Source organism: Deinococcus sp. HSC-46F16 (assembly GCF_024171495.1).
GTDB lineage: Bacteria > Deinococcota > Deinococci > Deinococcales > Deinococcaceae > Deinococcus.
Window position 1 is genome coordinate 602,277 of sequence record NZ_JALJZW010000001.1, and the last position, 23,570, is coordinate 625,846.

Sequence of the window (23,570 nt, forward strand, 5' to 3'; positions counted from 1 at the left end):
TTCAGGGCACCAGCGTCAGCTCCCCCAGTTCCGCCCGCGTCCGCTCCGGCCCCAGTTCGGCGTCCCGCTCGACTCCCGGCTCGTGCGCCTCGCCGTAGATGCCGTTGCCGTCGCGGTCGCGGCCCGCCAGCGCCCGGAAGGTGCCGTCGGGCAGGTAGGCGGTAAAGCGCCCCAGCGCGTCGAGCGCGGGCTGGTAGGCCAGGCCCCGCGTGTCCCACAGCCGCAGCCCCAGCGTGTCACTCACCGCCGGAGCGTTCAGCGCCGCGGCCGCATTGACCATCCCGTACCCGAAGGCCTCGTCGCGCCCCTTCGCGCCCAGGTCGGTGGCGGTCGCGGTGAGCCGCGCGAGGGTGTCGTCGCGGCCCTGCGTCACGCCCTTACTGAGCAGCAGCGCGGCGAGCGCACTCACCTGTGGAGTGGCCTGACTCGTCCCGGCCTGCCCCATATAGGTGGGCTGGTTCTTGCCGTAGTCCCAGTCGGTCGAGAGGATCACGTCCGCATAGGCCTTGCCGTTCAGTTGCCCGCCGTTGTGGTAGGTCGCCCCCGTTAGGTCCACCCCACCGGGGGCGGCGAGCTGCACCGCCGGGTACTGGTTGGAGTAGCTTGCCCGCAGCGGGGCACTCGCGCCGGAGAGGGTCACCGCCCCCACCGCCACCGCGCCCTCGCAGGCGGCGGGATAGTAGGGAGTGGTACCGTACCCGTTGCCTGCCGCCGCGAAGACCAGTGTTCCGGCCGCCGTCGCCTCCGCGACCGCCTCGCACAGCGGCGCCGCCTGGCTCGCCGAGATGTCGCCCCCCAGGCTGAGGTTGATGACCGGGACCGGACGGTCCAGCCGGTAGGTCTGACCCCCCAGCGTGACGGGCAGCCCCGCCGCGTAGCGCACCGCGCTGACCACATCCGACACCTCGGTGTTGCCCTGCGCGTCGATCGCGCGGATGGGCAGCACCTTCACGGGCGCCTTGTAGGCCGCCCCCGCCACCCCGCTGGTGCTGCACGCGGCACAACCGGGGAACGGCTCGGTCGTGCCCCAGCGGGCCGCGATGATGCCGCTGACGTGGGTGCCGTGGCTGCCTCCCCGGCGGGCGGGGGTGCCGGGGTCGCTGGGGTCACGGTCGGGTCCGTCCCCGTCACCGTTGTCGTAGGCCCCTTTCTGGTCGGCAGGCACGAAGGCCAGCACGTCGAGCGCCCCTTGATCTGGCCCCAGCAGCGCTCCGGCGAGGTCGGGGTGGTCGTAGCGCACGCCCGAGTCCACGACCGCCACCGTGACGGGCCGGGTGTAGCCGCCCGACTCCATGTCGCGCCACACCGCCCGGTACCCCAGCAGGCGGTAGGCCCACTGGAGTCCCGCGTATTCGTCCGTGGGCTCCAGCGGGGCGGCGGTGGCCTGTGCCCGCAGCACGGCGTTGGGCACCGCGTATTCGACGTTGGGGTCCCGGCGGAGCGCGGCCAGCGTGCCCGCCACGTCATCCGTCACGAGTTCGGCCCGCCGCCCACCCAGGTCGTGCCGGGCTTGCGGAGCCGCCTCGGTCAGCGCCGCGCGGGTACTCGCCAGCGCGGCGTCCTGCGCGGTCACGCCCCTCCCCAGGGCGAGCGCCTGCGCCGCCGCCGAACGGTACTTCACGATCACGCTGCGGACCTCGGCGGGGTCGGTATCCTCTGCCGGGGCGGTGCCCACGTCCCCCCCCTGCACCCGCGTGGGGTCGGTCACCCGGCCCGTCAGCACGTACTGATCGGCCGTGACGGTCCAGGTCGCGGTGCCCGACCGCTCGCCCGCCTGCCAGGCAATCTTCACCTCCCCGGTCAGCCGCGCCTGATCGGCCTTCACCGGCGTCCCCAGCGCCCGGTTGGCCCGCACCTGCACGTTGAGCGCTCCGGTCCCCGATGAGGGCGAGACCGTCAGCCACGCCGGAGTGTCCTCCACCCGCCAGGAGGTGCCCGTGAAAGGGGCTTCGGTGCCCAGCGTCAGGGCCGTGCCCAGGTCCAGCGTGCGGTCGGCCAGAGGGGAGGGGCCGGGTGCGGGCAGCGGGGTCGGCGTCGGCACGGGCGCGGGGGCAGGAAGCGTGCTGCACGCGGCGAGCAACAGGGCGGCCGGAAACAGGAGGGCAAGACGGTTCATGAATGCCGCATGATGCCCTGCTGACCTGACGCCCGAATGAAGACGAACCGACATTCCGCCGGTTATATGGATTCCGGCCCAGCAGTTGGGCTCCCTGGTTAACCCGAGCGGACTGGCCGAGCGGCGCCGCAGCGCGAGCAGGAACACCACGGTTGCCGGGAAAGGAAGTCCCCTGACGGCCCACTCCTGGCTCGAGAACGGAGTGGACGGCCATCGTATCCCTGTGCAGCGCAGTGGCGCCCGCCGCGCCAGGCGCCAGAATGTCCCCCGTGCCCAGCGGACGTGTTCACAACCTCATCAACATCGCGGCGTACTCGGTCCTCGCGGCCGGTGCCCTGATCGCCACGCGGCAGGATCTCCTCACTGTGACGCCCGTGCAGGCGCTCAACTTCTCCCTCGCCTTCTTCGCCGGGACCCTCCTGCTCTCGCCCGACCTCGACCTCGCGGACGGCGGGGGGGTGGATTCCAAGCGGCGCTGGGGTGTCTTAGGGGTGCTGTGGGTGCCCTACGGCTGGCTGTTCCGGCACCGGGGCCTCTCGCACACCTGGCTGCTGGGACCGCTGACCCGGCTGGTGTACCTGGGGTTGTGGGGGTTGCTGCTCCTCGGCATCGTGCGCTTTGTGTGGCCGGAGGCGACGCTGCCACGGGTGCCGCAGCCGGTCAGCCTGAAGGTGGTGCTGCCCTTCGTGCTGGGCTACTACCTCAGCCAATGGCTGCATCTCGTGGCGGACGGCGTGTGGCCGGGGCACGGCTGGCGGCAGGTGCGGCGGAAGGTGGGGGGGCGCAAGCGGGCCGCCCGGTCCCGCTGAGGAGCCGCCCTCACCGCGCCCGCGTCTGGAACACCATCACCTCGCTCGCCTCCTCCAGCGGGCCGCCCTGAAAGCTTCCGGTCACGCGCGGCGCCTCGAAGCCCGCGCAGCGCAAGAGCCACTCGACCTCGTAGCGGGTGTAGTACCGCTGGGTCAGCGTGAAATGCCGCCGCCGCAGCAGGCCGCCCACGGCAGTGGTGTCCACGTGGTACTCGGTCGTCACATGCTGCCGCACCCGGTCGTGCCGCTGCACCAGAAACACGTCCGTGCGCGAGCCGTCCGGCCCGTGGAAGGTCTCGCCCTCGTGCCGCAGGGTGTTCATCTCGCCGTAGCGCGGCACGTACAGGTCGAAGGCGAAGGCCCCGCCCGGCGCGAGGTGGGCGCGGAGGTTTTCCAGCGCCGCGAGTTGCTCGGCGGGCGTGTAGAGGTGCATCAGCGCGTTGAAGGGCGCGAGAATCAGCGCGAAGCGGCGGTCCAGCCGCACGCTCTGCGCGTCCCCCTGCACGAACTCGACCGTCAGCCCCTGCTCCTGCGCCCGTGCTCGCGCTCGCTCCAGCATCCGGGCGCTGGGCTCCAGCCCGGTCACGTCCACCCCGCGCCGCGCGAGGAAGGTGGTCACCCGCCCGGTCCCCGCCCCCACCTCCAGCACCGGTCCCCCGGCCCGCTCAGCCACCCCCGCGTAAAAGTGCAGGTCGTCGCGGTAGAGGTCGTACTGGCGGTCGTAGAGGTCGGCGAGGTCGTCGTAGTTCACGGAAAAGAGGGTAGTGGGAAGTGGTCAGTGGTGAGTAGACGGGGCCTCTTTTCCACTCCCCACTGCCCACTCGCCACTCGCCGCCGTCCCGTACCGCTCCAGGAACGCCGCCCGCCCCATCACGCTGAGCTTCGGTTCGGGCGCGTCCGGCGGGCTGCCGTAGGCGCGGCGCAGCAGGTTGGCCCACAGGTGCAGGCGGCGGGCGGTGGTGGCCGGGAGGTCGTGCGTCTCGAAGCCCAGCGTGGCGAGCAGCGGCGAGAGCGCACTCAGGCAGAAGACTACCTCCGCGTCCCGCAACTCCGGGCGGGTCACGAGGTCGCGGGCCACGTCCCGAAAGTCCTCACGGGCGAGGCGCACGCTGCGGCGCAGACCGAGGTCCACCATCAGCGGGTTGTTGACGTGGAACTCGGCGGCGGGCGTGCCGCGCGGAACCGGCGTTCCATCGGCCAGCCGCACCCCTGCCAGCGGAAAGCGCACCCGGCCCACCCGGAAGAGGCCGTCGGCCCGCCCCCCCGCGTACCGCACCCCGCCCAGGCGGTCGAGCAGCGCGTCCAGCCCGCCCATCACCCGCCGGGGGAGGTCGGCGGGGGTCAGGGGAGATGCCCCCTCCAGCTCGCCCACCGGCACCATCCGGTAGCCCCGCGCCCGCAGGTCGGCGAGCAGGCCCGGCAGCCCCAGCCCGGTCACCCGCGCCCCCGGCCCCGCGTCGTGCAGCACGACCACCGCGCCGGGCCGCACGCGTGCCCCCAGCCGCGAGCGCAGGCCCTCCGGGGTGGAGTCGGGGTGCCAGTCCTGGCCCTCCACGCTCCAGTGCGCCCCGGTCAGGCCCGCCGCCCGCTGCCCCAGCACGGTCGCCAGCGTGTAACCGCCGTGCGGGGGGCGGTGCAGCCGCACCGGGCGCCCCACCACCCCGGCCACCCGCCGCGCCGCCTCGCCGGGGTCGCGCCACCCTCCCCACGGCGAGCGCCCCCAGGCATGGCGGTGCCGTGCCCCGTGTGCCCCGACCTCGTGCCCCTCCGCCAGTATCCGTGCAACCAGCTCTGGGTACGCCTCAGCCCGCCCCGCCATCACGAAGAAGGTGGCCCGCGCCCCGGCCTCCCGCAGCGCGTCCAGCACCCCGGGCGTCGTGCGCGGGTCGGGGCCGTCGTCGAAGGTGAGGGCCACCACCCGTTCCCCCTGCCGCCCCTCCCGGATCAGCCCCAGCCCCAACCGCTGCACCAGCAGATAGGGAAGGCCGATGTAGGCGAGCAGCCCCAGCGCCACCCAAGTCCGCCGCTTCATCCCCGCCCCAGCGCCCGCAGCAGCGCCGCCGCCACCCGGTCGGCGGCGTCGGGCACGCTGACCGCGCGGGCGTTCGCGCTCAGGCGGGCGTGTTCGCCTTCGTCCAGCGCCCGCAGCACCGCCCCCCGCACCTCCGCCCGCGTGCGCGGCCACAGCGCGGCCCCGTGCCGCACGAGGTAGTCGGCGTTGTGTTCTTCCTGCCCCGGAATGGGGTCGTGGACCACCAGCGGCACGCCCAGCGCCGTCGCCTCCGCCACCGTCAGCCCGCCCGCCTTGCCCACCACGAGGTCGGAGGCGGCCAGCAGTTCCGGGAAATCCTCGCGGAACCCCAGCCCGTGAATGGTCGCGCCACCGAAGCGCCGCACGCCCCGCTCCCGCGCCCCGGCCAGCACGAGCACCTGCACCGGGCGCCCCAGCCCCGCGAGTTCGTTCAGCAGCGGCCCCAGCGCCCGGTAGCTGCCCGTCCCCCCGCCCGACACCAGCACGACGGGTTGGTCGGGCCGCAGGCCGTGCCTCTCCCGCAGCGCCCCCCGGTCGGCCCCCACCAGCGCCCGGAACGCCGGGGCGATGGGAATGCCCGTGACCGTCACCCGCTCTGGCGGAAGGCGCCAGCGGTTCATCTGCTCCTGCGCCTCCTCGGTCGCCACCATCAGCAGCTCGGCCTCGGGCCGCGCCCAGTGGTGGTGGATGCGGTAGTCGGTGACCACCAGCGCGTTCAGGAACGCCGCCCCCAGCCGCCGCCGCGCCGTGTGCGCCAGCGCGACGGGCGTGGGGTACGAACTCACGACCAGCTCAGGCCGCACCTCGCGCACATCCCGCAGCATCCCCCGCAGGCCCAGCCATCCGAAGGTGCCCGTCAGCGCCCGCGGTTCGCTCTCCCGGTCCGTCCAGTCGTAGAACGCCCGGTACATCCCCGGCGCGTACCGCAGCCACGCCGCGTAGGTGCCCGCCGTGACCGCCCGCTCGACCGGGTTCACGTAGGTCAGAAAGTCCGCGTGCCGCGCCTGGAGCCGGACGCCTGCCGCCCGCAGCGCCGCGTCCAGCGCCCCGTTCGCCTGATGGTGCCCGCTTCCAAAAGAGGCGGAGAGAATCAGGGCACGCAGTTCGGGGCGCGGTGCGTGGGGCGTGGTACGCGGTGAGTCCTGGTCCCGCACCCCGCGCCCCGCCTCCGGCGTCCCGTCCGTCACGTCCGCCTCAGCAGCCACAGCCCCACAATGGCAAAGAGCACATTGGCGAGCCATACGCCGGGTTCGGGGAAGGTGGGCATCGTTCCCGCGACCGTCAGCCCCACGAAAAAGACGAGGTAATACGCCACCGCCACGAGAAGTGCCACGCCCAGCGACACCCCCAGCGTGCGCCCGTAGCGCAGGGCAAAGGGCAGGGCCGCGAGCGCCAGCACCAGATTCCCGAACGGCAGCGCCAGCTTGCGGTTGAGGTCGATCCGGGCGTCCTGCCGCTCCGTGGGGGTGGCCTCGGGGTCGCGCAGGGTGGCGGTCAATTCATTCCAGCCCCCGGCATCCGCCCCAATCGCGTCCGCGTACTCGGCGAACGTCTCCTGCCGCGAGCGCCCGGTATCCAGGTGGAGCACCGCGCCGGGTTCGTCCGGCAGGATCACCCCTGGAAACACCTCCTGCACGGCCGCTCGGAAGGCCACGGGATCATCCTCCGGCACCCGGCCCAGTTCCGCCGCCGCCGCGTAGTTCACGGTAAAGACCTGATACCCCGTCAGGCTGAGCTGGTTGCCTTCGAAGGTGCCGCCCTCCGCGAAAATGATGGTGCCCCGGCGAAGGTCGTCCGCTTGCCAGCGCTCCACCCGCACCCCACGCATCTGCCGGGTGGCGTGGTCGTATCCGGCCAGGTAAAGGGTCAGCCCGCCCCGCAGGTCGAGCGTCTGCCCGGCCAGCCGCGCGAGGCCCGTCCCCGTTAACACGTCCCAGTACAGCCCCCGCGTCTCCACGTTCGCGCGGGGCGCCACCCACAGGCTCAGCCAGATGGCGAGCGCCGTGACCAGCGCCCCCACCACCAGCACCGGCCGCGCGGCCCGCCCCAGACTGATCCCCCCGGCCTGCACCGCGACCAGTTCACGCTCGGTGTTCATCCGCCCGAAGGCCACCACCGTCATCAGCACGGCGGCCATCGGCAGCACCTTCACCAGCGTGTCGGGCACCTGGTAGGCGATCCATTGCCCCACCAGCCCCAGCGGCACGCCCCGCAGCCACTGGCTGGAGATGAAGAAGTACCCGAAGCTCAGGATCGCCGTGAACAGCAGCGTCCCCACCAAGAGCGGCGGCAGCAGCTCCCGGGTGACGAGGCGGGTGAGGCGGGTCATCGGGTGCCTTTGGCGCGGCGTGTGGCGGGTGGCACGTAGCTTGTGGACGGCACAGACACTTTTTCTACACGCCACAAGCGACCGGCCACAAGCGTCCTCACCCCTTCGCCACCGCAAACAGAATCGTCGCCTCCGCCGCCACCTGCCCGTCCACCTCCGCGCGGCAGGTCGTCTTGCCCAGGCCCCGGCGCAGGAATTCCAACTTCGCGTGCAGGTGCAACTGGTCGCCCGGAATCACTTTGCGCTTGAAACGGGCGCCCTCCACCCCGGCCAGATACCCGACCGTGCCGGGTTCGAGCTGCCCGTGCAGGCAGAACATGCTCGCCTGTGCCAGCGCCTCCACGATCAATACACCCGGCATCACGGGTTCCTGCGGAAAGTGCCCCTGAAAGAAGGGTTCGCCGATGCTCACGTTCTTGAGGGCGTGGACCTCGCCCTCCCCGGCCCGCAGCACCCGGTCGACCAGCACGAAGGGAAAGCGGTGCGGCAGGGTCGCCAGCACCTTCTGAATCAGCAAGGGTTCCATGACAAGTTCCTCCCGGCCTGGGCGACGTGCTCAGGGACAAAACGGGGCAATCGTAGCACGCGCCCCAAACGGGACCTGCCGCCCCTCAGCGCGGCCGGGCCAGGGCGATCAGCGCGGCCAGGACGCTGGTGACCACGCTCAGGCCGACTGCCCGCCAGAAGCCCGGCACGTCTCCCAGCCCCACCGAGCCGCTCAGCAACGATTCGACACTCCCCAGCGTCCGCAGCCATAGCGGGGCGGCCGGATTGAGGTTGGCAAAGGCGCCCAGCGTCAGGGCCGCTCCCCCCAGCGTGAGCAGGGTCAGCCCCAGCACGGCCAGCCAGCCCAGCACCCGCCGTCCCGTGCCCGACTTTCCCGAACCGTTCCCCGCCTGCCGCGCCATCATCGCGGCGCATTGTAGGGCAGAGGGGGCGGTACACTCCGCCCCGTGCCCACCCTGCCCGCCCGCGTCCGCGTCACCCGTCCGCCCCTGCCCCTCGCGCCCGCCCTGCGTGCGGCGGCCGTGCGGCTCTGCCCCCAGGTCCCGCACGAGGCCCTGACTGCGGCCGCCCTCGCCGTGGCGGGCGGCTCCGTGATCGGTGCGGCCCTGGCCTGGGACGGCGGCGAGGCATTGAGCGTGGAGAGTGCCTGGCGCGGGCGCGGCATTGAGGAAGCCCTGACCCAGGCACTGGAAGCCGCCCGACCATCGCCCTGAGCCGCCTTTGCTAGCCTGACCCCATGACCGCCACCCTTCCCGCCGCCGACACGGGCATGAGCTTCGCCCTCTCCGGCGACCAGCGCATGATCGTGCAGCACGTCCGTGAGTACGCCCGCGCCGAGATTGCCCCCAAGGCCGCTGAGTACGACCGCAGCGGCGAGTTCCCCCACGAGCAACTGCGCGGGCTGGCCGAGCTGGGCCTGATGGGCGCCACCCTCCCCGAAGCCTGGGACGGTGCGGGCCTCGACTCGGTGACCTACGCCCTGTGCCTGGAGGAGATCGCCGCCGCCGACGCCTCGGTTGCCGTGATCGTCTCCGTGCAAAACGGCCTCCCCGAGCAGATGCTGCTGCGCTACGGCACCGATGTCCAGCGCGAGCGGTACCTGCGCCCCCTCGCCCGCGGCGAGCACATCGGCGCGTTCTGCCTCACCGAACCCGGCGCGGGCAGCGACGCGGCGAGCCTGCGCCTGCGGGCCGAGCGCGACGGCGACGCCTGGGTCCTGAACGGCTCCAAGGCCTGGATCACCTCCGGCGGTCAGGCCGAAACCTACCTCGTCATGGCCCGCACGGGTAACCCCGGTGCCCGTGGCGTGTCCTGCTTCGTGGTTGAAAAGAACACCCCCGGCCTGAGCTTCGGCCGCCCCGAGGAAAAGATGGGCCTGCACGCCGCCCACACCACCACCGTCACCTTCGACGGGGTGAGGGTGCCCGGTGAGAACGTGGTGGGGGAGGAAGGCCAGGGCCTGATCATCGCCCTCGCCAGCCTGGACGCCGGGCGCATCGGCATCGCCATGCAGGCCCTGGGCATTGCCCGCGCTGCCCTGGAACACGCCGCGAAATACGCCTCCGAGCGCAAGCAGTTCGGCAAAAAGCTCCGGGAATTCGAGGGCGTCTCCTTCAAAATCGCCCGCATGGCTGCCCGCATCGAGGCCGCCCGGATGGTCGCCCTCAAGGCCGCGTGGCTCAAGGACCAGGGCCAGCCCTACGGCAAGGAGGCCAGTATCGCCAAGCTGCTCGCTTCGGAAGCCGCCGTGGACGTGACCCGCGACGCCATCCAGATTTTCGGCGGCAACGGCTACAGCCGCGAGTACCCCGTCGAGCGCCTCTACCGTGACGCCAAGGTCACCGAGATCTACGAGGGCACCAGCGAGATTCAGCAACTCGTGATCAGCCGCGCGGTGTTCGCCGAGTACGCCGACTGACAGAATGAGGTCGAGAGGGGGCGTGCCGACCGGGTGTGCCCCCTTTCCCCTGCCTTCCCCCTGAGCGTCAGATGAGGCTATAGTGAACGCCAGTGATGACTCAGTCGCCGCCCTCGCCCGAAGTGTTGCGTGTCTCCGGCCAGTCGCGGCCCAACGCCGTGGCGGGCGCGGTCGCCGCCCTGCTGCGCTCGCAGGGTCAGGTTGAGGTGCAGGCCATCGGCCCGGCGGCGGTCAATCAGGCGGTCAAGGCCCTCGCCATCGCGCGGGGCTACCTGGTCGGGAATGCCCTCGACCTCACCGTGCAACCCGGCTTCATCAAACTGGAGCACGAGCAGGAGGAGCGCACCGCCCTCTGCTTCCTGGTCCGTGCCGTGCGGCAACCCTGAACGCAGTTAAAGCCCGTCTTCACCGAACCTGAGTGTAAGTCACTCATACTGGGGGCGTATGGACTTCCTCGCCTTCATGGGGCCGTATGGGCCTCTGATTCTGATCATCTTCGTGGCCTCGCTCTTCATTCAGGGCTACCTCAGCCGTACCTACGGCAAGTGGGGGCAAGTCCGCAACAGCCGCAACCTGACCGGCGCGGAACTTGCCCGCATGATGCTCGACGAGAACGGCCTCTCGCACGTGCCGGTCAACATGGTGCCCGGCCAGCTCTCCGACCACTACGACCCCATCCGCAAGACCGTCAACCTCTCGGAAGCCAACTACCGCCTCCCCAGCGTGTCGGCCCTGGCCGTCGCCGCGCACGAGGTCGGGCACGCCATTCAGGACAAGGTGCGGATGCCCGCGCTCGTGCTGCGTGGCCGCCTCGCGGTGCCCCTCAGCCTGGGGATGAACCTCGCGCCGCTGCTGCTGCTCGCGGGCGTGTTCCTGCAACTCACCGGCCTGCTGTGGCTGGGCGTGATCCTGTTCGGCGCAGCCCTCCTCTTCCACCTCGTCACCCTGCCCGTCGAGTTCGACGCGAGCCGCCGCGCCCTGGCGTATCTGGGGCAGCGCGGCGTGGTGGCGGGTCAGGAGGCGCAGGGTGCCCGCACCGTGCTCACCGCCGCCGCCCTGACCTACGTGGCGGGCTTCGCGATGGCACTCGCGCAACTGCTCAACGTGCTGGGCATCGCCCGCAGCCAGAGCGACTGAGCCTCGCCAACCAAACCAACAAAAGGCGCCCCGGCTCAGGCTGGGGCGCTTTTCTATTACGGAGTGTTTACACGTTGAAGCCGAACATCCGCATCTGCCGCTTGCCGTCCTCGGTCATCTTGTCCGGCCCCCACGGCGGCGTCCAGACGAACTCCACATTGACCTCGCTGACGCCGTCGAGCCGACCCACGGCCATCTCCGCGTCGGCGCGGATCAGGTCCTGCACCGGGCAGCCCACGCTGGTCAGCGTCATGGTGATGTCCACCAGGCCCGTGGGCTGAATGTCTACCCCGTAGATCAGGCCGAGGTCCACCACGTTGACCGGAATTTCGGGGTCTTTGACGACCTTGAGGGCCTCGAGGACCTGCTCCTCGTTGGGGAGGGCGCCCTGGGGGGCGGCGGTCTGGGTCTGGTCTTCCATCACTGCTCTCCTCCTGAGGTGGGCAGGCCCGCGTCGGCCCAGGCGAGGGTGCCCCCCGCGAGGTTGACCACGTCGCCGTAGCCTTGCGCCCGCAGGTATTCCCCGGCACGGGCGCTGCGGGCACCGCTGCGGCAGATCATGACGAGTGGGCGGCCTTTGGGCAGTTCCCCGAACCGGCTCTCCAGTTCGCTGAGGGGCAGAAGCCGGGCGCCTTCGGCATGAAGCTCGGCGTACTCGTTCGCCTCGCGCACGTCCACGAGGAGGGCACCCTGCTGCACCCGCTGGTGGCCCTCGGCCGGGGTGATGTCGGGAATGGAGGTCTGGGTCATGCGGGCAGGATACAGGCCCGCCGTCCCATGCGACCGTGCCCCTGACCCCCTACACTCGGCCCATGCCCACCGGTCTTCCCCCCGGCGCGACCCTGATCGACCTGCGGCCCCAGGAACTGCGCTTCCGTGAGCCGCTGGAACTCTTGACCTCTCTGCCCGTGCGCCCGCTGACCCTGGACGCGGTCGAGCGCGGTACGCACGGCCTGACCCCCGATCTCGGCCCCCTGGTCGTGCTGTGCGAGCGCGGTCCCCGCTCGGCCCTGGCCGCCCGGCTGCTGCAGGCCGACGGGCTGGACGCGACCGCCTACCCCGGCGGCCTGCCTGCCCTGCGCCGCGAGCTGGGCACGCGGTAACGCGCCGGTAATGGCTGGAGCCGAGGCTGGGGCCATAGGAGGTTGACCATGCCCCGCATCCTCGTCACCACCGACGGCAGCTCGCTCGGCCACCAGGCCCTTGCCCACGCCGACGCGCTCGCCCGCGCCCTGGGTGCCGATCTCTCGGTCCTGTACGTGCAGCCCGATCCCCTGCCTACCGTGGCCGAAGCCTACGCCTATATTCCCGAGAACGCCGTGCAGCAGCAGGAAGAAGCGCTGCTGGCCCTGAAAGGCGAACTCCAGGCCCGGCTTCCGCACGCCGACCTGCGGCTGGAACGCGCCTCGGGCCGCCCGGTGCCCCGGCTGATTCTGGAAGCCGCGAAGACCCTGGGGGCCGACCTGATCGTGATGAGCACCCACGGGCGCTCGGGCCTGAGCCGCGCCCTGCTCGGCAGCGTCGCAGAAGCGGTGACCCACCACGCCCCGGTGCCCGTGCTGCTCGTGCGCGATGGGCAGGCGGTGCCGAGTTGGGCCGCCGTCCAGAGTGGCGGAGCCATCGCCAGCCTTTAAGCCTTGCCGCGCCGGGGGCCAGGGTTCACTGCCGGACCTGGCCCCCGGTCCCGTTCCCCCGCTCACGCTCGCGCCCCGGCGGGTCGGCTAGACTGCCCCGTTATGGCGCGTGCGCGTGTGAAACCAGAAGTGATGAGTCCTGTCGGCGGCTGGCCCCAGTTGCGGGCGGCGGTCGAGGCGGGCGCCGACGCCGTCTTTTTCGGGGTGGAGGCCTTCCACGCCCGCGCCAAGGTGGGCTTTACCAACGAGCAGCTTCCGGAGCTGATGCGGACCCTCCACGCCCGTGGGGTGATGGGCTTCGTGACCTTCAACATCCTCGTCTTTGACGGCGAACTGCGGGAGGCCGAGCGCCAACTCATCCACCTGGCCGAAAGCGGCGTGGACGCGATCATCGTGCAGGACCACGGGGTCGCCCGCCTTGCCCACGAGATCTGCCCCGACCTCCCCATCCACGGCTCCACCCAGATGAGCATCACCTCGGCGGAGGGCGCCGAACTCGCCCGCCGCTTCGGGGCCAGCCGGGTGGTGCTGGGCCGCGAACTCTCGCTGCGCGACATCGGCCGCATCGCTGCCGCGACCGACATGGAACTGGAAACCTTCGTCCACGGGGCGCTGTGCGTGAGCTACTCGGGTCAGTGCTTCTCGTCCGAGGCGTGGGGAGGCCGCTCCGCCAACCGGGGCCAGTGCGCCCAGGCCTGCCGCCTGCCCTACGACCTCTTTGTGGACGGCCTGCACCGCGACCTCGGGGACGCCCGCTACCTGCTCTCGCCGGGCGACCTGTACGCGCTGCATCAGGTGCCCGACCTCGTGAACCTCGGCGTGAACTGCCTCAAGATCGAGGGCCGTTACAAGGACGCCGAGTTCGTCGCCCTGACCACTGCCGCCTACCGCAAGGCCGTGGACGAGGCGTGGGCGGGCCTGCCCCTCTCGGTCACGCCGGGAGAGGAGCGCGATCTCGAACAGGTCTACTCGCGGGGGCTGGGGCCGCACTTCATCGCGGGCACCAACCACCAGACGGTCGTGCGCGGCCGGGCACCGAGGCACCGGGGCGTGCGCGTGGGCACCGTGCGCGGGACGACCGAACGCGGCGTGTTGGTCGAACTGGCCGAAACGGTCAAGCCCGGCGACGGCCTCGTCTTCGACCCCGCCAACTGGCGCACCCCGGAAGGCCGCGAGGAGGGCGGCTTCCTGTACGGCCTGTGGCAGGGCGGGCGTCAGACCGAGGAAGTCCGCCCCGGCCAGACCTACGAGTTGCGCTTCGGGCGCGGTGCGGTGGACCCGGCCCGCGTGCGCCCCGGCGACCCGGTGTGGCGTACCCAGGACCCTGGCCTGGTGGCCCGTGTGAAGCCGCTGCTGGACGCCGTCGACCCCGTCTACACCCGTCCGGTGACCGCCCACTTCCGGGGTCACGTCGGCGAGCCGCCCGCCCTCACCCTGGCCGACGAATACGGCCATGCGGCCACCGCCACCCTCCCCGACCTCCTTCAGCCCGCCCGCAACCGGGGGCTGACGGAAGAGGGCCTGCGCGAGAGCCTCGGCAAGCTGGGGGGCACGGGCTACCACCTCGCCGCGCTGACCGCTGACCTCGCGGGCCTGGGCTTCCTGCCTGTCTCCGCCCTCAACGCCCTGCGCCGCGAGGCTGCCGAGCGCCTGACCGCCCTCCGCGCCGAGGCCCCGGCCCGCCGCATCACGCCCCGGCTGGATGAGGCGTTGAGGGGGGCCGTCGCCGCGCCCCCTGCCCCCAGCCCCGCTCCTGACCGCCTCCACGTGCTCGTCCGCACGCCCGAGCAACTCGACGCCGCGCTGGAGGCCCGGCCCGACTCGATTACGCTCGACTACCTGGAGCTGTACGGCCTCAAGCCCAGCGTCGAGCGCGTCAAGGCCGCTGGAATCCCCGTCCGGGTCGCCAGCCCGCGCATTCTCAAGCCCACCGAGCAGAACCTCCAGAAGTTCCTGCTGTCGCTGGGGGCCGAGCTGCTGGTGCGCTCCGGCGGCCTGCTGGAAGGCTTGCAGGGTGCGCCCGACCTCCCCGCGCTCACGGGCGATTTCAGCCTGAACGCCGCCAACGTCCTGACCACCCGCGCCCTGCTGGAGCTCGGCCTCACGCGGGTCACGCCCACCCACGACCTCAACGCCCGGCAGATCACCGACCTCGCCGGACTCGTCGGCCCGGGGCGGCTGGAGGTCATCGCCTACGGGCACCTCCCGGTCTTCCACACCGAGCACTGCGTCTTCTGCCGCTTCCTGTCGGACGGCACCGACTACACGACCTGCGGGCACCCCTGCGAGTCGCACCGGGTCGCCCTGCGCGACGAGCGCGGGCGGCTGCACCCCGTCATGGCCGACGTGGGCTGCCGCAACACGGTCTTCGAGGGACGGCCCCAGGTCGCCGGGGGGCACCTCGACGCCTGGCGGGCGGCGGGGTTGCGCGACTTCCGCCTGGAATTCGTCCACGAGTCCCCGGAGGAGGTGCGCGAGGTCATCGCCGCCCACCGCGCCTACCTCGCGGGCGAGCTGGATGCGGGGGCGCTGGCGGCCCGCCTGCACGCCCTCTCGGAGACGGGCACCACCGAGGGCAGCCTCTTCGTGCCGCCCGGCTTCGAGGGGCTGACCACGTTGCCGATGCTCTGAGCAGTTGGGGGGGGCTAACCTCCCCGCACCTCTCCGTCCACGTACACCCATGCCTCTTCCACCCGCGCGAAGTGGCTGCGCTCGCGCATCCGTCCTGCACGCCCATCCGCTCGGAAGGTGGCGGTAAACTCCACCTCGTCGCCCTCGGCCCGGTGGATGGTCAGGCCGGTGTAGCAGGTGTTCTCCGCGTCCAGATTCAAGTCGCTGGGGCAGGTGTCGGGGTGCCAGGTGCGCCGCACGTAGCCCGTGTCGCGCAGGAAATAGGCCGTATACCGCGACCGCATCAGCGCCTCCGGCGTCTCGGCGGGCCGCTCGCCCGCATGCCGGGGACCGCAGCACGCGCCGTAGCTGCGTCCCGAACCGCATGGGCAGGGCTTGAAAGGCGGGTAGGGGAGGGACATGGCGGGAAGCATAGCGGGCATACTGAACCCCCGATGACCGCGCCCCCCGCCATCACCTCCCTGCAAAACCCGCACGTCAAGCGCCTCGTGCGCCTGCGTGCCCGCCGTGACCGCGACCGCGAGGGCGTCCTCCTGATCGAGGGCGCCCGCGAACTCGCCCGCGCTGCCGCCGCCGGACTGGAGTTCCAGACCCTCTACCTCTGCCCCGCGCTGTACAGCCCCGAAGCGCAGGAGGTGGCCCCCAACCTCCCCGGCCCCCGCCTCGAACTCTCCCGCGAGGCCTTTGAAAAGGTCAGCGCCCGCGAGAATCCCGACGGCCTGCTGGCGGTCGCCCCCCGCCCTGCCCGCCCCCTACCCGTCCCCGGCCCGGACACCCTCCTCCTCGTCCTGCACAGCCTGGAGAAGCCCGGCAACCTCGGCGCGATCCTCCGTACGGCGGACGCGGCGGGCGTGGGCGGCGTCCTGATCCTGGGCGGGACCGACCTCTACTCGCCCGGCGTGATCCGCGCCTCGCAGGGCAGCGTGTTCACCGTGCCCGTCACGGCCCTCCCCGAGGCCGAGGCCCAGGCCTACCTCGCCGAGCATGCCTTCACCCGTGTCGCTTGCACCCCCGATGCCCCCCGCGACTACTGGGACACACCGCTGACGGGCCGGGTGGCCCTCGTGCTGGGCGCCGAACACGCTGGATTACCCCCCGAATGGCGCACCTCGGACCTCCCCGTCCGTATCCCCATGCACGGCGAGGCCGACAGCCTCAACGTGGCGACGGCGGCGGGGCTGGTGCTGTACGAGGCGCTGCGGCAGCGGCGCTGAGGCTGTTCCACACGCCCGGCGACGCTTCGGTCAGGAGGCCCCGGACTTCTCGACCGGGTATCCGGCTTCCGTCCAGGCTTTGAGGCCGCCATCGAGATGGGCCACGTTCGTGTAGCCCAGTTGCTGCAAGGTATCCGCCGCGAGCGCGGAGCGGCCCCCACTGGCACAGTGCAGGATGACTCGGCGACCCGGGTCGAATTCCTGGCGGTGGTATGGACTGGACGGATCCGCCCAGAACTCCAGCATGCCCCGTGGGGCCGACACCGCACCGGGGATGACCCCTGCTGAGGCGTGTTCCGCCGGTTCCCGCACGTCGATCAGCACCGCCTCTCCAACTTCCAGCTCCGCCGCGACCTGCGCCGCCGACAGGTTCTCGACCCGTTGCCGGGCCTCGTGTACGAGTTGAGCCGCCGTTTTGGGGGCCATGCCGGACTCCTTTCCTCTCCGCCGCCTAGCCAGGTGGCAAAGACGCGAGGCGAACGAACGCGGGGACTAATCGCAGCAGACACGGCCTCTGCCGATCATCCTGTCCTTCCAGGGGACCAACCAGCAGTGCCCCCAGCTTACTCCTGCTCCCCCCCGGACCCCCCGACCGGTGGCGGGCATCCGCTGGGTTGCCTGGATTCAGAGCCGCCCCGCCGCCGCTCCAGGTGAAAGCAGGCTAGGCCATCTGGCCGAGGGACTCTACTTCCCACCCCTCTGCTAGCCTCCCCCCATGACCACAGCCGAAAGGAAGGCGGCCCTGCCCGCCCGCGCCGACGTTCCCCGCGAGCAGACCTGGGATATCGAGGCCCTCTTCGCCACCCCGCAGGACTGGGAGGCGGAGGCCGAGGCCCTCCCCGCCGCCATCGATGCACTGGGCAACCACGCCGGGCAGCTCGGCAGCGGCCCCGACGCCCTCGCCGCCTACCTGGGCGAGTCGGACGACGTGGAGCTGCGCCTCGCCCGCTTCTTCTCCTACGCCAGCATGGGCGCCAGCGTGGACGGCCGCGACGCCGAGGCCGCCGCCCGCCGCGACCGCGCCAGCACGATTGCCGCCCGCTACGGCAGTGCGACCGCCTTCGCTCGCCCCGAACTCCTTGCGCTCGACGAGGCGACGGTGCGCGGGTGGCTCACGCGGCCCGAACTCACCGACTACGTGGTGCGCTTCGAGCGGCTGTGGCGCTCACGCCCGCACGTCCGCTCCGCCGAGGTCGAGGAACTCCTCGGCGCGGTCCAGGCTCCCTTCGCCTCCGAGCGCGGCATCCACCCCGCCCTCGCCAACATGGACCTGCGCTTCGGTACGGCGGGCGGCGAGGCCGTCACCCAGGGCAACGTGGACCGCCTGACCTCCCACCCCGACCGCGAGGTCCGCCGCGAGGCCTGGGAGAACTACGCCGACGCCCACCTTGGCGTGCGGCACTCGCAGGCCGCGATGTACGCCACCCACGTCCGCCAGAATGTGTTCCTGGCCCGCGCCCGCCGCTACCCTGACGCGATCACGTCCTTCCTCGCGCCCGACAACATCCCCACGGGCGTCGTGACCACCCTGCTGGACACCTACCGCGCCCACACCCCCACCTGGCACCGCTACTGGCGCGTGCGCCGGGAGTGGCTGGGCCTCCCTGAGCTGCGCGAATACGACGTGAAGGCCGCCCTCACCCCGCCCCGCGCCGTCTCCTACGAGCAGGCGGTGGACTGGATCGAAGAAGGCATGGCCCCCCTCGGCGACGCGTACCTGCGCGACATGCGGGCTGGGCTGACCACCGAGCGCTGGGTAGACTACGCCGAGAACGACGGCAAGCGCCAGGGCGCCTATTCCAACGGCGGCGGCCGGGTCAAGCCTTACATCTTCATGACCTGGAACGGCACCATGAGCAGCTATTCTACCCTGGCCCACGAGATCGGCCACTCCATGCACTCGCTGCTCTCCCAGCGTGAACACTCCTACGCCGTGCCCCGCTACACCCTGTTCCACGCCGAGGTGGCCTCCAACTTCAACCAGGCGATGGTCCGCCAGCATCTGCTGCGCCAGGCCCGCGAATCCGGCGACACCGACTTCGAGGTGCAGCTCATCGAGGAAGCCCTCGCCAACTTCCACCGCTACTTCTTCATCATGCCGACGCTGGCCGCCTTCGAGCTGGAGGCCTACCGCCGCATTGAGACGGGCGGCACCCTGAGCGCCCCCGACCTGATCGGCCTGACCGCCGACCTGCTTGCCCAGGGTTACGGCGACGGCGTGCAGATGGACCGCGAACGCTCCGGCATCCTGTGGGCGCAGTTCTCCACCCATCTCTACGCCAACTTCTACGCCTACCAGTACGCGACCGGCATCAGTGCCGCCCACCAGATTTTGGAGCAGTTCGGCCAGGACCCGGATGCCGCCCGTGAGCGTTACCTCGCTTTCCTGCGCTCCGGCGGCCGCCTCGACCCCATCGACGCACTGAAGGAAGCTGGGGTGGACATGCTCTCGCCCGAACCCGTGCAGGCGACCTTCCGCACGCTGGCGGGGTATGTGGACCGGCTGGAAGAACTGCTGGCGGCCCGCAAGGGGAGCTGAGAGAACTTGAAGCAAGGGCGGGAGGCCGTGGGTGGGCCTCCCGCCCCTGTTCATGCCCTACCGCAGCGTGATCCGCCGCGACGTGGACCGCCGCGACTGGCCGTTGGCCCACAGGCTGGCACTCACGACGTAGGTCCCGCGTGCGACCACCGTCCGGTCCGGACCCCACTGGGGCCACTCGCAGGCGAAGGACCACGTCTGCCCAGGCGCCAGCGTCCGCACCTCGTTCATGGAGAGGCGCACCACCGGCTCCGCACCTGCACAACTCCACACCGCCTGTCCCTGAGCGTTCTGCACGGTGATGTCATAGTCGGGCACATTCCGCGCCACCTCCAGCGCCAGAGGCTTATGCGAGACGTTTTTCAGGAACAACTTCAAGCGCACGACCTCGCCGGGGGTATAGCTCGGCAGGGCCACCAGATTCAGCCGCAGCGGAAGGCTCCCCACCTCCTGCTCGCCCATCACCGGGGCGAGGGGTGGGCGAGCCTGAGCCGTGGCAACCGTGTACACGGCGAGAAGCGTGAGCAGGGCGCGACGAAGGCTCGGCATAATCCCACCCTAATGGCCACCCTGATCCTTGGCTGATTCAAGGGGACAAAAACTTCACGACCAGACTTATCGTGAATACTTTCACTTGAATTCGCCAAGAGCAGGCGGGGAGTCCCCCCGCCCATCTCCTGCTTACGCCTGGGGCTGCTGAACCTGCATGCCCTGGGGCGCGAAACCTTCCAGCGCGGCGTAGTCGTCCTGGAAGTGCATCAGGACGCCGCCGAACAGGGTGTCAAAGGTTTCCTGGGGCATCTCGGCCAGGGTGGGGTAGAAGCCCACGTACTCCAGCCAGACGTTACCGTCCGCGTCGATGGAACGGGAGAAGGCCCGCTCGCGGTTGCGGTCATTGAGCATGGTCATGACTTCCAGGCGGCGGTCGGCGTAGTTCTTCTGGGTCACGCAGGTGACTTCCAGGCGGCTGGTGTTGTTGGGGCCGTCGTTGACGGACACCAGCACGGCGGCGTCCCCCATCTCGAAGCGCCAGCCCATGCGGATGAAGCGCTGCCCGCCCTGATCTTCGATATCGAGCTGGACTTCCTTGTCGCGCAGGTACTTGGCGAGCGTGTCCAGCGTGAGAAGTGCGGTTTCCATGGTCATTTGAAACTCCTCCTGTGGGGTGAAACCCGGCGCCGATTCTACCCGAACGCCGGGGTGCTTGTTACTGCGGCAGCGGTTCCTTGGGCGTGTGGCTCAGCACCTCGTAGCCGCCTTCGGTGACCAGCACGAGGTCCTCGATGCGGACGCCCCCGACTCCCGGCAGGTAGGCGCCCGGCTCCACCGTGATCACCATGCCGGGTTCAAGCACGTCCTCGCTGGTGCCGCGCAGCCCCGGCCCCTCGTGGATGTTCAGGCCGACGCCGTGCCCCAGCGAGTGCGCGAACGCCTCGCTCAGACCATGCCGCTCCAGAATCCCCCGCGCCAGCGCGTCGAGGTCGGCGGCCCGCACGCCCGGTCTCACGGCGGCGACGGCAGCTTCCTCGGCCTCCAGCACGGCCTCGTAGACGCGGCGCATTTCCTCCGACGGGCGGCCCACCGCCACCGTGCGCGTCATGTCGGAGTGGTAGCCCCGCACCCGCGCCCCAAAGTCGATGGTCACGAGGTCGCCGTCCTCGATCACGCGCTCACTCGCGACCCCGTGTGGCATCGCCCCGCGCGGCCCGCTCGCCACGATCACGTCGAAGCCGACCTCGGCCCCGGCGCGGCGCAGGCCAGTCTCCAGTTCCAGCGCCACGTCGAGTTCGCGCACGCCCGCACGGATCATCGGGCGTACCTCTCCGAACACCCGGTCGGCCAGCGCCTGCGCCTCCCGGATCGCCTCCACCTCCTCGGGCGTCTTGATCAGCCGCACGCCCTCCACCAGCCCGCGCGTAGGGACCAGTTCGGCCTCCCAGTGCTCGCGCAGGGCCTCCAGGCCCGCGACCGTCAGGTGCTCGGCCTCGAAGCCCACGCGCCCGCCGCGCACCCGCTCCGCCGCGTCCTGGTACGTCTCCGGGGGCCGCGCGATGTGCTGCTCGATGCGCGACTCCTCCTGCGCCTGCACCGTGTAGCGCCCGTCGGTGTACAGCACGGCCCCGTCCCCGGTGACCAGCACCTTGCCGTCCTTGCCGCTCGAAAAGCCGCTCACAGCCCGCACGTTCGCCGGGTCGCTCACCCACAGGGCGTCCACCCCGGCCTGCCTCATCGCCGCCCGCAGTTGCTCCAGTTGTGTCATCGGCGGGCACCGTAACACATGGGGCGCCGGGGGCGGGAGTGTCATCCTGGCCCATGCTCTGGCTGATGCTGATCTTCGCTGTGCTGTTTTCGCTGGCGATTGGGCTTGCCTACGCTCCCCACTCGGGGGTGAGACGAGCGGGGCAGGTTCTCCTGGGGTTCACGGTGGGAGCGGTGCTGTTGGTGCTCGCCTACGGCCTATCGGCTTACCTCTCCGTCACGCCGGGCGACTGATTTCTGTCCCCCCCACGGGGACAAGGTGCCGGAGTCACGCTGGCGCGGCTTATACTCCGTGATCGGGACAAAAGACAGGCCACGCATTGGCCGAACCACCCCCAAGGAGGAACAGCGTCGTGAAACTTCACGAGTATCAGGGCAAGGAACTGCTGCGCCGCTTCGGCGTGAACGTGCAGGAAGGCAAGGTCGCCTACACGCCCGACGAGGTGCGGCAGATCGCCCGCGAGTATGGGCAGCCGGTCGTCGTCAAGGCGCAGGTGCACGTCGGCGGACGCGGCAAGGCGGGCGGCGTGAAGTTCAGCCCCGACATCGACAAGGCCTTCGAGAACGGCGAGAAGATCCTGGGGATGGACATCAAGGGCCTGACCGTCAAGAAGGTCCTCGTGACCAAGGCCGTCGACATCGACGCCGGGACCGAGTACTACGTCGGCATGATCGTCGACCGCAACGTGCAGAGCTACACCCTGATGGCCTCCGCCGAGGGCGGCATGGAAATCGAGGAGGTCGCCGAGGCCACCCCCGAAAAGATCATCAAGCACCGCGTCGACCCCGTGACCGGCCTGCGTCCCTTCGAGGCGCGGGAAGTCGCGCTCAAGGCGGGCTTCAAGGGCAACCTGAACAAGATCGCCGACATGATGGTCAAGATGTCGGAAGCGGCCCTGAAGATGGACGCCGTTCTGGTCGAGATCAACCCCCTCTTCGTGGACGCGGACGGCACGCCGCTCGCCCTCGACACCAAGTTCGAGATTGACGACAACGCCATGTACCGCCACAAGGACCTCTCCGACTGGCGCGAGCTGGAAGCCGAGCACCCCCTGGAGATCGAGGCCAGCAAGTACGGCTTCGCCTACGTCAAACTCGACGACGGCAATGTCGGCGTGCTGGGCAACGGCGCGGGCATCGTGATGACCTCGCTCGACGTGGTCAACCGCGCGGGGGCCAAGCCCGCCAACTTCCTCGACATCGGCGGCGGCGCCAAGGCCGAGATCGTGTACAACGCGGTCAAGCTGGTCTCCAAGGACCCCGACGTCAAGAGCATCTTCATCAACATCTTCGGCGGCATCACCCGCGCCGACGAGGTCGCCAAGGGCGTGATTCAGGCCCTCGAAGAAGGCATCCTGACCAAGCCGGTGCGCATGCGCATCGCCGGGACAGCCGAAGACGAGGCCAAGGCACTGCTCGCGGAAGTGAACAGCCCCCTCATCCAGATGTACCCCACCATGTTCGAGGCCGCCGACGAGGCTGCCAAGGAGGCGAACAAGTAATGGGCATCCTCGTGAACAAGGACAGCAAGGTCATCGTGCAGGGCATGACCGGCCGTGAAGGCGCCTCGCACTCCCGCGCCATGCGTGACTTTGGTACCCAGGTCGTCGCGGGCGTGACCCCCGGCAAGGGCGGCACCGAGTTCGAGGGCTGGCCCGTGTACAACTCGGTCGAGGAAGCCAAGGCCGCGACCGGTGCGAACGTCTCCATCATCTTCGTGCCCCCCGCCGGGGCCGCCGACGCCGTGCTGGAAGCCGCCCACGCCGGGATGCCCCTGATCGTCCTGATCACTGAGGGCGTGCCCACCGTCGACATGATGCGGGCTGTGCAGGAGGTCAAGGAACTCGACGCGCAGAGCCGCGCCTCGGGCGGCCAGGGCGTGCGCCTGATTGGTGGCAACTGCCCCGGCCTCGTGACCAACGGCGAAGCCAAGGTGGGTATCATGCCCAACCGCATCTACGAGAAGCCCGGCCGCATCGGCCTGATCAGCCGCTCCGGCACGCTGACTTACGAGGCCGCCAAGCTGCTCAACGACGCGGGGATGGGCACCTCCACCACCGTCGGCATCGGCGGTGACCCCGTGATCGGCACGACCTTCGCGGACGTGCTCCCCATGTTCGAGGCCGACCCCGACACCGACGCCGTGGTCGTGATCGGCGAGATCGGCGGCGCGGACGAGGAAGCCGCCGCCGAGTACATCGCGCAGAACATGAAGAAGCCCGTCGTGGCTTTTATCTCTGGCCGCTCGGCCCCGGCGGGCAAGCGCATGGGCCACGCGGGCGCGATCATCATGGGCAATGTCGGCACCCCAGAAAGCAAGCTCGCCGCCTTTGAGGCCGCGAACGTGCCCGTCGCCGACACCATGCCCGAGATCATCGAGCTCGTCAAAAAGGCGCTGAACGTCACCGCCTGACCTTCAGGGCAGGTAAGAGGGGAGAGGAGGCT

27 protein-coding genes are annotated in these 23,570 nt (G+C 70.7%); 13 read left to right on the forward strand and 14 right to left on the reverse strand.

Translation table 11 applies throughout. From position 1 onward, the window contains the following. Nucleotide 1: 1 nt before the first annotated feature. The gene (locus L1280_RS03055; protein ID WP_253580594.1) at nt 2-2,116 is read right to left on the reverse strand and encodes a S8 family serine peptidase; all 2,115 of its coding nucleotides are present in this window, start codon (nt 2,114-2,116) and stop codon (nt 2-4) included. Between the two features lie 269 nt (nt 2,117-2,385). On the opposite strand from L1280_RS03055, the gene L1280_RS03060 reads away from it, so the two are divergent. Further along, nucleotides 2,386-2,925: a DUF2227 family putative metal-binding protein gene (locus L1280_RS03060; RefSeq protein WP_253580595.1), complete on the forward strand. Its 540-nt coding sequence runs from the start codon at nt 2,386-2,388 to the stop codon at nt 2,923-2,925. Nucleotides 2,926-2,935: 10 nt separating this feature from the next. Here L1280_RS03060 and L1280_RS03065 read toward each other — a convergent pair whose 3' ends face one another. The 6 genes from L1280_RS03065 to L1280_RS03090 all read right to left on the reverse strand — a co-directional run bounded on the left by L1280_RS03065 (nt 2,936) and on the right by L1280_RS03090 (nt 8,197). Continuing rightward, nucleotides 2,936-3,676 carry a methyltransferase domain-containing protein gene (locus L1280_RS03065; RefSeq protein WP_253580596.1) on the reverse strand — a complete coding sequence of 247 codons (741 nt, stop codon included), beginning with the start codon at nt 3,674-3,676 and terminating at the stop codon, nt 2,936-2,938. Between the two features lie 24 nt (nt 3,677-3,700). Further along, a complete protein-coding gene (locus L1280_RS03070) occupies nt 3,701-4,957 on the reverse strand; it encodes a polysaccharide deacetylase family protein (RefSeq protein ID WP_253580597.1) in 1,257 nt (418 codons plus the stop codon). Beyond that, entirely contained in the window at nt 4,954-6,162 is a 1,209-nt protein-coding gene (locus L1280_RS03075; protein WP_371922867.1) for a glycosyltransferase, read from the reverse strand. The genes L1280_RS03070 and L1280_RS03075 overlap by 4 nt, the downstream gene beginning before the upstream one ends. Then, nucleotides 6,141-7,286, reverse strand: coding sequence for an LptF/LptG family permease (locus L1280_RS03080; protein ID WP_253580598.1), 1,146 nt, complete (start codon nt 7,284-7,286; stop codon nt 6,141-6,143). The genes L1280_RS03075 and L1280_RS03080 overlap by 22 nt, the downstream gene beginning before the upstream one ends. Before the next feature lie 97 nt (nt 7,287-7,383). Next, a complete protein-coding gene (gene fabZ, locus L1280_RS03085) occupies nt 7,384-7,812 on the reverse strand; it encodes a 3-hydroxyacyl-ACP dehydratase FabZ (protein ID WP_253580600.1) in 429 nt (142 codons plus the stop codon). An 85-nt stretch (nt 7,813-7,897) separates the two neighbouring features. Continuing rightward, nucleotides 7,898-8,197 carry a hypothetical protein gene (locus L1280_RS03090; protein WP_253580602.1) on the reverse strand — a complete coding sequence of 100 codons (300 nt, stop codon included), beginning with the start codon at nt 8,195-8,197 and terminating at the stop codon, nt 7,898-7,900. 42 nt (nt 8,198-8,239) lie between these two features. On the opposite strand from L1280_RS03090, the gene L1280_RS03095 reads away from it, so the two are divergent. The 4 genes from L1280_RS03095 to L1280_RS03110 all read left to right on the forward strand — a co-directional run bounded on the left by L1280_RS03095 (nt 8,240) and on the right by L1280_RS03110 (nt 10,848). After that, nucleotides 8,240-8,506: a hypothetical protein gene (locus L1280_RS03095; RefSeq protein WP_253580603.1), complete on the forward strand. Its 267-nt coding sequence runs from the start codon at nt 8,240-8,242 to the stop codon at nt 8,504-8,506. Nucleotides 8,507-8,529: 23 nt separating this feature from the next. Then, nucleotides 8,530-9,711: an acyl-CoA dehydrogenase gene (locus L1280_RS03100; RefSeq protein ID WP_305881865.1), complete on the forward strand. Its 1,182-nt coding sequence runs from the start codon at nt 8,530-8,532 to the stop codon at nt 9,709-9,711. A gap of 95 nt (nt 9,712-9,806) precedes the next feature. Beyond that, nucleotides 9,807-10,097, forward strand: a complete 291-nt coding sequence (locus L1280_RS03105; RefSeq protein WP_253580605.1) for a stage V sporulation protein S — start codon at nt 9,807-9,809, stop codon at nt 10,095-10,097. Between the two features lie 58 nt (nt 10,098-10,155). After that, nucleotides 10,156-10,848: a zinc metallopeptidase gene (locus L1280_RS03110; protein ID WP_253580606.1), complete on the forward strand. Its 693-nt coding sequence runs from the start codon at nt 10,156-10,158 to the stop codon at nt 10,846-10,848. A 67-nt stretch (nt 10,849-10,915) separates the two neighbouring features. Here the strand turns inward: L1280_RS03110 and L1280_RS03115 are convergent, their stop codons facing one another. Continuing rightward, nucleotides 10,916-11,269 (reverse strand): metal-sulfur cluster assembly factor, encoded by a 354-nt coding sequence (locus L1280_RS03115; RefSeq protein ID WP_104990609.1) that lies wholly within the window; start codon nt 11,267-11,269, stop codon nt 10,916-10,918. Continuing rightward, on the reverse strand, nt 11,269-11,598 hold the full coding sequence (locus L1280_RS03120) for a rhodanese-like domain-containing protein (RefSeq protein WP_253580607.1): 330 nt from the start codon (nt 11,596-11,598) through the stop codon (nt 11,269-11,271). Before L1280_RS03120 ends, L1280_RS03115 begins: the two co-directional genes overlap by 1 nt. A gap of 62 nt (nt 11,599-11,660) precedes the next feature. Here L1280_RS03120 and L1280_RS03125 point away from each other — a divergent pair, with 62 nt between their 5' ends. The 3 genes from L1280_RS03125 (at nt 11,661) to L1280_RS03135 (ending at nt 15,113) form a co-directional block, all read left to right on the forward strand. Further along, nucleotides 11,661-11,951, forward strand: a complete 291-nt coding sequence (locus L1280_RS03125; protein ID WP_253580609.1) for a rhodanese-like domain-containing protein — start codon at nt 11,661-11,663, stop codon at nt 11,949-11,951. A gap of 48 nt (nt 11,952-11,999) precedes the next feature. Further along, nucleotides 12,000-12,482: a universal stress protein gene (locus L1280_RS03130; protein ID WP_253580611.1), complete on the forward strand. Its 483-nt coding sequence runs from the start codon at nt 12,000-12,002 to the stop codon at nt 12,480-12,482. Between the two features lie 132 nt (nt 12,483-12,614). Then, nucleotides 12,615-15,113, forward strand: coding sequence for a U32 family peptidase (locus L1280_RS03135; protein ID WP_253580612.1), 2,499 nt, complete (start codon nt 12,615-12,617; stop codon nt 15,111-15,113). Nucleotides 15,114-15,127: 14 nt separating this feature from the next. Here the strand turns inward: L1280_RS03135 and L1280_RS03140 are convergent, their stop codons facing one another. Next, a complete protein-coding gene (locus L1280_RS03140) occupies nt 15,128-15,514 on the reverse strand; it encodes a YchJ family protein (RefSeq protein ID WP_253580614.1) in 387 nt (128 codons plus the stop codon). Between the two features lie 33 nt (nt 15,515-15,547). Between L1280_RS03140 and L1280_RS03145 the strand changes: the two genes are divergently transcribed. Next, nucleotides 15,548-16,327, forward strand: coding sequence for an RNA methyltransferase (locus L1280_RS03145; protein ID WP_253580616.1), 780 nt, complete (start codon nt 15,548-15,550; stop codon nt 16,325-16,327). 30 nt (nt 16,328-16,357) lie between these two features. Here L1280_RS03145 and L1280_RS03150 read toward each other — a convergent pair whose 3' ends face one another. Next, nucleotides 16,358-16,753 carry a rhodanese-like domain-containing protein gene (locus tag L1280_RS03150; protein ID WP_253580617.1) on the reverse strand — a complete coding sequence of 132 codons (396 nt, stop codon included), beginning with the start codon at nt 16,751-16,753 and terminating at the stop codon, nt 16,358-16,360. 289 nt (nt 16,754-17,042) lie between these two features. Between L1280_RS03150 and pepF the strand changes: the two genes are divergently transcribed. Next, nucleotides 17,043-18,866 carry an oligoendopeptidase F gene (gene pepF, locus L1280_RS03155; RefSeq protein ID WP_253580619.1) on the forward strand — a complete coding sequence of 608 codons (1,824 nt, stop codon included), beginning with the start codon at nt 17,043-17,045 and terminating at the stop codon, nt 18,864-18,866. Between the two features lie 57 nt (nt 18,867-18,923). Here the strand turns inward: pepF and L1280_RS03160 are convergent, their stop codons facing one another. From L1280_RS03160 to L1280_RS03170, 3 genes are all read right to left on the reverse strand, one after another. Continuing rightward, entirely contained in the window at nt 18,924-19,415 is a 492-nt protein-coding gene (locus L1280_RS03160; protein WP_253580620.1) for a BsuPI-related putative proteinase inhibitor, read from the reverse strand. A 132-nt stretch (nt 19,416-19,547) separates the two neighbouring features. Continuing rightward, entirely contained in the window at nt 19,548-20,012 is a 465-nt protein-coding gene (locus L1280_RS03165; RefSeq protein ID WP_253580621.1) for a YbjN domain-containing protein, read from the reverse strand. Between the two features lie 61 nt (nt 20,013-20,073). Then, the gene (locus L1280_RS03170; RefSeq protein ID WP_253580623.1) at nt 20,074-21,126 is read right to left on the reverse strand and encodes a Xaa-Pro peptidase family protein; all 1,053 of its coding nucleotides are present in this window, start codon (nt 21,124-21,126) and stop codon (nt 20,074-20,076) included. A gap of 53 nt (nt 21,127-21,179) precedes the next feature. Between L1280_RS03170 and L1280_RS03175 the strand changes: the two genes are divergently transcribed. The 3 genes from L1280_RS03175 (at nt 21,180) to sucD (ending at nt 23,538) form a co-directional block, all read left to right on the forward strand. Then, nucleotides 21,180-21,359 (forward strand): hypothetical protein, encoded by a 180-nt coding sequence (locus L1280_RS03175; protein ID WP_253580625.1) that lies wholly within the window; start codon nt 21,180-21,182, stop codon nt 21,357-21,359. Between the two features lie 119 nt (nt 21,360-21,478). Beyond that, complete coding sequence (gene sucC, locus L1280_RS03180) at nt 21,479-22,627, forward strand: ADP-forming succinate--CoA ligase subunit beta (RefSeq protein ID WP_253580626.1); 1,149 nt, start codon at nt 21,479-21,481, stop codon at nt 22,625-22,627. Next, a complete protein-coding gene (sucD, locus tag L1280_RS03185) occupies nt 22,627-23,538 on the forward strand; it encodes a succinate--CoA ligase subunit alpha (RefSeq protein ID WP_253580627.1) in 912 nt (303 codons plus the stop codon). The genes sucC and sucD overlap by 1 nt, the downstream gene beginning before the upstream one ends. The last annotated feature ends 32 nt before the right edge of the window (nt 23,539-23,570 follow it).